This window comes from Endozoicomonas sp. SESOKO4 (assembly GCF_024606275.1).
On the sequence record NZ_JAHHPS010000449.1, the window covers coordinates 1 to 7,580 of the forward strand.

At 49.6% G+C, this 7,580-nt stretch carries 5 protein-coding genes; 1 reads left to right on the top strand and 4 read right to left on the bottom strand.

Features of this window, described 5'->3' with window-relative positions; all coding sequences use genetic code 11:
* The 3 genes from KDK16_RS08800 to hsdR all read right to left on the bottom strand — a co-directional run.
* Positions 1 to 1,240, bottom strand: a 1,240-nt coding sequence (locus KDK16_RS08800; protein WP_257275651.1) for a restriction endonuclease subunit S, incomplete at its 3' end; no start/stop codon positions are given.
* Positions 1,240 to 2,889 (bottom strand): type I restriction-modification system subunit M, encoded by a 1,650-nt coding sequence (locus KDK16_RS08805; RefSeq protein ID WP_257275652.1) that lies wholly within the window; start codon positions 2,887 to 2,889, stop codon positions 1,240 to 1,242. The genes KDK16_RS08800 and KDK16_RS08805, both read right to left, overlap by 1 nt.
* A 105-nt stretch (positions 2,890 to 2,994) precedes the next feature.
* On the bottom strand, positions 2,995 to 6,543 hold the full coding sequence (gene hsdR / locus KDK16_RS08810) for a type I restriction-modification system endonuclease (protein ID WP_257275653.1): 3,549 nt from the start codon (positions 6,541 to 6,543) through the stop codon (positions 2,995 to 2,997).
* 218 nt (positions 6,544 to 6,761) lie between these two features.
* On the opposite strand from hsdR, the gene KDK16_RS08815 reads away from it, so the two are divergent.
* Positions 6,762 to 7,100, top strand: a complete 339-nt coding sequence (locus KDK16_RS08815; protein WP_257275654.1) for a DUF805 domain-containing protein — start codon at positions 6,762 to 6,764, stop codon at positions 7,098 to 7,100.
* 166 nt (positions 7,101 to 7,266) lie between these two features.
* On the opposite strand, the gene KDK16_RS08820 is transcribed toward KDK16_RS08815, so the two are convergent.
* Positions 7,267 to 7,580, bottom strand: a 314-nt coding sequence (locus KDK16_RS08820; RefSeq protein ID WP_257275655.1) for a hypothetical protein, incomplete at its 5' end; no start/stop codon positions are given.

Consider the following 7,580-nt stretch of genomic DNA (forward strand, 5'->3'; position numbering starts at 1 on the left):
GGGCGGTGAGTTCGCCACGGAAGGCTTTGGCGAGGATGGATTGGGTGAGGTTGTTGACTCGTGCCAGTGCCACTTCGGTTTGTTTTTCGATGGTGTCGGCGTGGGCGAAGAGTTGTTCTACTCTTGTAACGACCGTTTTCTGAATCGCCATATCAGGAACCCACGTATCAAATTTTCGCAAATCTGCAAGATTTATTCTCTTTTGTGCAGTGCCTATCTGTTTCTCAACAAAAGCTTCTTGAAACTTCGGAGATAAAAGTTGAAATAAAATAAACTTTGGCAGCACTTCAGCGGATAGTTTAATTACAGCAAGAGCCCGGTTTACATTTGCTCCAGATAACTCGGTAGGAATTATTGCAGCTCTGCCAGTAGTTGCCATTACTGACAAGATAATATCGCCCTCATTGACAACCGTTCTTTTGAACTCATCTGATAATTGCTTTGAAATTTTAAATATATCTGTTTTATTGAATCCGCCTCTGTCACTGACATCCATAACCCGTACCATAGGAACCCCGTCCCTATCAAAGTCGCCAGGCTTCAAGACACCATAAGAAAGCTGTTTTCTGTCCTTTAAGATATCTTCAAACTTTTTGTATTGCTCTTTATTACTAGCTCCTTCAATTCCAATTAACTTCCCACTCACAGCAGCAGCCAGTACCGATTGCCGGAAACGCTTCAGGGTTTCGCGGGTGCGTTCAAGGCGGGCTTTGGTGCTTTCTACCTGTGCCAGCAGGGTATCGAGTTTTTGGGCGATGATTTTTTGCTCGCTGAGAGGTGGGACTGGCAACCTGAGAGTTTTCAGAGTAGCTGCCTTTATCCCGCTAACAGTTGTACCTGTGGCATTTAAGGTCAGAGCTTTCTGAAACTCCGGAGATCTCAGAGCATAGTGGATAAAACGGCTGGTTTCTGACACATAAGACTGTAAGCAGATGGATCTTTGTGCCAAAGCGAACTTCTCTTCAATATCAATGACAGCAACATTACCAAGAGGGGCTTCGGTAGTGATGACGACATCACCTACACAGGGTATACCTCTTGTCATCCAAGAGTCATAATCAGACTCAGCAATGAACTCCCTTGGCTGACGGTTGATAAAGCCATTACGGATATTTTTTGCCGTAATAAGAGGAATACCCTCTGCCGTTTTTTTTGGTGTTTTACCTCTGTAGTCGATGAAGTTAGCGCAGTCAACAAGGGTGGATTCTGACCACGACTCAGGCAATGTAAACTCAGTCATTACTCGTCACCACCCATAACTTCTAACAACAACGCCTTCTGCCCATCCGCCACACCACCTTCACCCAACTCCCGCATCAGACTATCCAGCTCCCCCAATGCCTGCACCAGTTCACTCATCGCTTCACCCGCAAGCACACCTGGCTCCGGCAAATTGGCAGCATCAATACTGTCCGCATCTTTCAGCCAACTGATATCAAGAGAGTCGGATTTATGCTCACTAACCCACTGACGAGAAAAACAACGCCAGCGGCTATGGGCCAGTTTATCGCTAACCCCTTCGTTTTCATCCGTTGCCGCCACCTGGTCGATCTTCTCAGCATTAAAACTGTAATCGCCTTCAGTACGCGGGCTGCTGCCATCGGGGGTGTCACCGTAAACCATTTCAAACGGTGCAAGATGAGTTGGGCCAAAGGGAGTTCGCTTGCCGAAGCTGGGCATATTGGTCCGCAGATCGTAAACCCAGACATGCTCGGTGCAGTTCTCGGTGGATTGTGGATCAGCACTACTGCCTTTGGTAAAGAACAGCACATTGGTTTTTACGCCCTGAGCGTAAAAAATACCCGTCGGTAGTCGTAGGATGGTATGCAGGTTGCATTTGTTCATCAAATCACGGCGAATCTCTGTACCCACGCCTGCTTCAAAAAGCACGTTATCTGGCAACACCACAGCCGCACGGCCACCGGGTTTTAGGTTGCGATAAATATGTTGCAGGAAAGCCAGTTGTTTATTGCTGGTCGGGTAGGTGAGGTCGGTGCGGGTAATGGAGGCTTCGCCGCCCTTGCTGGTACCAAAGGGTGGGTTGGCAAGAATAATATCCGCCGCGCTCATTTCCGTACCCACCTGACCAAGAGCGTTGCCCAGATGTACGACACCTTCGTCATCCCCTTCCATACCGTGCAATAGACAGTTCATCAGCGCCAGTCGACGGGTGGAGGGCACCAGTTCGATACCGACAAAGGCATCATTTTTCTGGAAGCGCTGTTGGGCTGGCGTAAGGTCAAACAGATCGTCGGTCTGTTCCTTGATGTAACGGTCAGCGGCAATCAAAAAGCCAGCGGTGCCTGCTGCCGGGTCCTGAACCAGTTCACCGGACTGAGGCTTGATGCAACGAACCATAGAGTCAATCAGCGGGCGAGGGGTAAAGTACTGGCCTGCACCGGATTTGGTTTCATTGGCGTTTTTCTGTAACAATCCTTCATAGAGATTACCGAGACCGTCTTTTTGGGCATCAAACCAGTTGATCCGATCAAGGGATTTAATCAACTGCTCCAGATGGCGAGGCTCTCGCAGACGAGTCTGGGCATCGGCATAGATGGCAGTAATTAATGGATCATGATGAACCCGTATCTCGGTGGTTTTGCCGGGGTCATCGGCATCGGCTACGGTGCGCTTTCCTGTGGAGAGGGTCAGCAGAATCTGACGGTAGTCGTTCATCAGATTGATGCCGGATTTATTGTTCAGATCGGTCCAGCGGCAACCTTCTGGCAACGGGTGGTGTTCCAGCGTACCGGCTTCGGTATTCTCATGAACCATCTTTATAAACAGCAGCAGGACCAGCTCGGTGACGTAGTCCGAGTAATTAATGCCATCATCCCGCAGGACATCACAGAGGTTCCAGAGCTTCTGGACGATATTATCGCTGGTCATCTAACAGTCTCTATCGGTAAAGCAAAACAGCTCTCAGTGCGTGAGAGCTGTGAAATGTGGTGGGTAAGTTTACCCGTTTGCAGTGGTTGTTGCTTGCTTAAAGTGTCAACCATTAGCTGCCTGCGCTGGCTCCCACAGGCTCTCACCCAGCAGATCCAACACATTATCGAGCTGGTCATCCAGCACTTTGTTGAACTGTTTGACCCCACCCTGCTGGGCAAAACGCTCATTGATAAACTGCTGGTCCACCACCACTTCAAAGACCAGCTGCTTGGCCAGCCGCTCCAGCCATTTGCGCTGGTTGGTGTTCCATTTGTGGCTGGTGTAGATGCGGTCCATTGCCAGGGCGACCCGCTGCTCAAAGGGCATCAAAGCTTCACCCAGGGCGGCGCGGCGAATATGACCGATGATGCTGGCCGCAATGTCCCGGTGGCTCTGTTCACGCACGGCGGCCTGCAGACCCGCTTCGTTATAACCGGCAGCGTCCAGCAGCATTTTCACCTCTTTAAGCTGTTCACGGGTAAGGTCTTTTGGTCGGTTGACCACCACACTCAGGGCAGCGGATTCATTCAGCTGGTGTTTGATAAAGTCGTTGAAACTGTCCAGGTAGTCTTCCGGGCGCTGGCGGATGCCATAGCTTTGCACCCGTTCGCGGACTTCATCCTGATGCTCAGAGATCACAGGGCGATAGTCGCTGCCTGTCAACGCCTTCACATCATTAATCTGGTTGATCAGGCCAGCATGTTGGTGGATAAATTCTGCTGCCTTTTTTGGGCCCAGCCGATGCAGATGGGTGTGCAGTTTTTTCGGTTCTACGCCCCAGAGTTCTTCTAGTTGTTGCAGCTTCTCTTTAAGTGGTTGGTTGTAGTCAGATTTATGTTCTGCTTTGCGCAACACCCGCATCAGCTTTTGGCTGAGCTGACTGAGATTGGAGTCTGCCTGGGTTTCCTGTTCGGTGTCGCCGGAGATATTGAGTGATTGTTCCAGTCTGGCGGGATCAGTGAGTTCTTCAACCAGTTGCTCAATCGTGATATTGGGGTCCTTCACCAGCGGCTTCATGCTGTTGGCGTTTTTGTTCTCCCGGTCAAAGGCTGCGAAGATATCCACGGGATCGTAAATGCGAAACACCGTTTTGCCGATCTCATCGCAGCGGCGGGTAGCACGGCCAATCATCTGTTCAAAAAGGATACGGGACTTCACCCGACGCATAAATACCAGGTTACAGATTTTCGGTACATCAATGCCTGTGGTGAGCAGATCGACAGTGATAGCGATATTCGGGTAGCGCTCATTTTTGAACTGTTTGATCAACTCTGGCGGATTGTTGCTTTCACCAGTGATTTTTTTCACAGCAGCTTCGTTGTAGGTGCTGCCGAGCTCTCTTTCAAAGGCTTCATCAAGCAGCCTTTTGACCATATCAGCATGCCTGTCCGTGGCACAGAAGATCATGGTCTTCTCTTCTCCGAGGGGGTCCAGCTCTTTTACCAGTTCATCACAGATTACCCTGTTAAAGCTCTGGTTAATGACCCGCCGGTTGAAGGCTTCGATCTCGAAATTCAGCTCATCTTTCAGATTTTCCTGTTCCACTTCGCCCGTCCGGGTATTGATTACAGAAACGGTTTCGCTCTCATCAAAGCGAATACCTTGCTGTGCCAGTTTGGTGATGTAGCGAATGGGCGGCTCGTAATCAATCAGCCAGTCGTCGGCAACAGCCTCCCTGTAGGAATAGGTGTAAACGGGTGAACCGAAAATATCTTTGGTATGGGCTGCCGGGGTCGCCGTCAGGCCGATTTTGACAGCATCGAAGTAGTCCAGCACTCGTCGGTAACTCGAGAGATACTGGGCTGCATCCCGTGTGGTCATCTCCCCTTCGGTCATTTCCTGATCGAGGGTATAACCCCTGTGTGCTTCGTCAATAATGATGCAATCGTACTGATCTATTGATGGCGGATTATCGGAGGCAAAGATTCGCTGCACCATGGCCTGTACTGTGGCGGTCTGGACGCGGGTTTCCGGTTCAACCTGTACGTTCTTCATCGCCAGCACGTCGTAGATCTGGGTAAGCGACTGGTTCTGCTCCAGCTTGGCTTCCATAAAGGTATCGTTAGCCTGCTTGCCAAGGGCGTTTCTGTCTACCAGGAAGAGAATGCGCTTGAAACGCTCTGTTTTGAGGAAGCGGTACATAAGGCCAAGAACTGTCCGGGTTTTACCCGTTCCGGTGGCCATGGCCAGCAGTGCGGTACGAATGTCTTTCGACAAGGTGTTCTCAACTGCTTCAATTGCCTTTTGCTGGTAGTCCCGCAGGTTCAGGTAATCGTAGCTTTCATTTTGCAGTGCTTTTTCTGCGGCTTCACGGCTTCGATCCAGAAGATCCTTTAACCCCTGTGGCGTGTGGAACTGAGGCAGTGCACGTTTGATATTGCTTGGCATACGAACATCACGAAACCAGATGCCAGATTGTTCCTTTATCTGGGGGACATAGGGGCGACCATTGCAGGAGTAAACGAATGGCACAATGTAGTATCCGCCCATACCATCGGACCAGGGTTCACTGCGACCCGCCAGTTCAGAGGCTGCTTTCAGGGGAGGTTCGATTTGTAAACCACGACTGTAGTCTTCTGCTTGAGGTATTTTACCGGAGACATTGACGTTCTCACGTTTGGCTTCCACCACGGCAATGGGCATCAAACCGTGGAATAAAACGTAATCAGCCCAACCTCTTTTGCCATTCTCTTTTACTGTTGGCCACTCGGCGATGGCCTTGAACTGATTGTGTTCGGGCCGTGCACCTTTCTGCCAGGTCAGTTCCTGTGTATCAGTCTTCCAACCGGCTTCGGTAAGCATGTTATCTATGAGGATTCGGGTCATTTCTTCATCAAGATTGACCTGCTGACCAGCGGTGGCTGTCTGGAAGGCAATAGTTTGCCGTTCGTCAGCCTGTTCCTTCTCAGTTAACGCTTTGACTCTGGCGTCAGCCTCGGCCAGTTTTGCTTCGTAAGATTTACGCAAATCTTCCAGAGCCTGGTCGTGTTGTTTGACCTGCTCCTGAAGCTGCCGGGCTTCTTTGTCCATCTCAAAGGCAAGAGCCTTGTATTCTTCCTTTTCTTTCAGGTCCAGTTCTTTGTATTGCTGGCTGGATTCCAGCTCAACGTTTGCAGCACTGAGATCAGCTTTCAGCTTCTCAATCTGTTCATGCAGTTCACGCAGTTGTCGACTGGGATCAGGCGGAGGAAGGAACGGGCCTGGATTAAAGCGGGCGTTTTTTGTCAGGGAACGATGAAACCAGATTGCCAGCTCACGGGCCACCCGTAAGCCACTGATCGCTTCCCGGTGACTGGTCTGGAACTGATGCGTTGCTTTGTTCCCTTCCTTCCGGAGGATATGAAACATCTCCCGTACTTTCGGGTCGAGACTAAGCTCCCTGTTAAGGCGGTAGAGCAGGTCATTCTGGCTCAGGGGCTCCTCTGATGTGATGCCACAAAGTGAGGCAATATGCTGAGCCAGGGCTTCACCCAGCTGGCGAAGTTTGATCAAAGTGGTGTTGGGATCGCTTGAGAAAGAGCGCTCGGCTGCTGTTGCCAGCTCCAGAAAAAGCGAGTCATGCTCTGCCAGAAACTGGAAGTTTGAAGGTTGAGCACCTGGTTTTGCTGCCATATCACTGTCTTCCTGATTGCCCGCAGCCCATTGAGGCGAATTGGTCTTTTCGTTGTTTCTGACTGGTAGGGATGATTCTAACGTGTCATCTTACGACATTGGAATCGTAGATAAAATTACCTGTATGAAAATATGTATATGCCTTTGACGGGCGATCATTTTGAACGACATTTTTTGATAAAATTTCGTACATATTCCTGTCCATATTGAGAAAGATGATGGAATATTTTATCGACGCATTCCGTAAGTACGCAGAATTTAATGGTAGAGCCTCCAGAAAGGCCTACTGGATGTATTACTTGTTCTATTTGTTGTTCTATCTGGTAGCAGGGGGATTGGACGCCTTTGGTGGAGCCGGGCTGTTTTCTGTTTTGTATTGTTTGGCCGTTCTGGTTCCCGGCATTGCCGTTACCGCTCGCAGGCTTCACGACACAGGTCGTTCAGGTTGGTGGCAGTTGATCTATTTAATTCCAGTGATTGGCTGGATTGTGATGCTCGTTTTTCTGTTACAGGACTCACAGCCAGACAATGAGTATGGTAACCAACCTTTGTCATAATTCGTTTGCATCGATCAGTTTTTGTCCACTGTTTTGAATGGTGGCCAATGCTTGAAAAGGCCAAAATTAGACGGGGTTAGCCATTATTTAAGCTGCACAGAAATAATCTCAAATTATCTGGGTGTCATATGTCTGTGGTGGGAGTAGTGGTCTATTGATTTTTTCCCTAGAGCTTGTCCGGTTGATCGCAAAGTTTATTTTCTAGTGAATCGCCTATCTTGGCAGTTGTGGTTGGTTTTTCGGTGCATTGTTGGGCCCGATACTCAGAATCAAAAAAATGCTTGGTTCCGGTAACCCCCATAAATGGCAGTTTTTTTGCTTTGCGGATAATACGCCCGTTGCGATCCCGTTTGGCTGGAAGCTCCTTGAATGCCCCGAGTGTAGGGTCATCCTTGGGGGTTAAGTGGAATTCAAAAGTAGGGTGCGAGGCTGAGCAAATCCCGGGGTCTAGAGAGCTGACTAGTTTTCCTGGTGTAGAGT

What these genes read in the sequence shown, in the direction of transcription:
- KDK16_RS08805 (WP_257275652.1), bottom strand. Translation starts at nt 2,889, where the DNA reads ATGACCAGCGATAATATCGTCCAGAAGCTCTGGAACCTCTGTGATGTC.
- KDK16_RS08815 (WP_257275654.1), top strand. Translation starts at nt 6,762, where the DNA reads ATGGAATATTTTATCGACGCATTCCGTAAGTACGCAGAATTTAATGGT.
- hsdR (WP_257275653.1), bottom strand. Translation starts at nt 6,543, where the DNA reads ATGGCAGCAAAACCAGGTGCTCAACCTTCAAACTTCCAGTTTCTGGCA.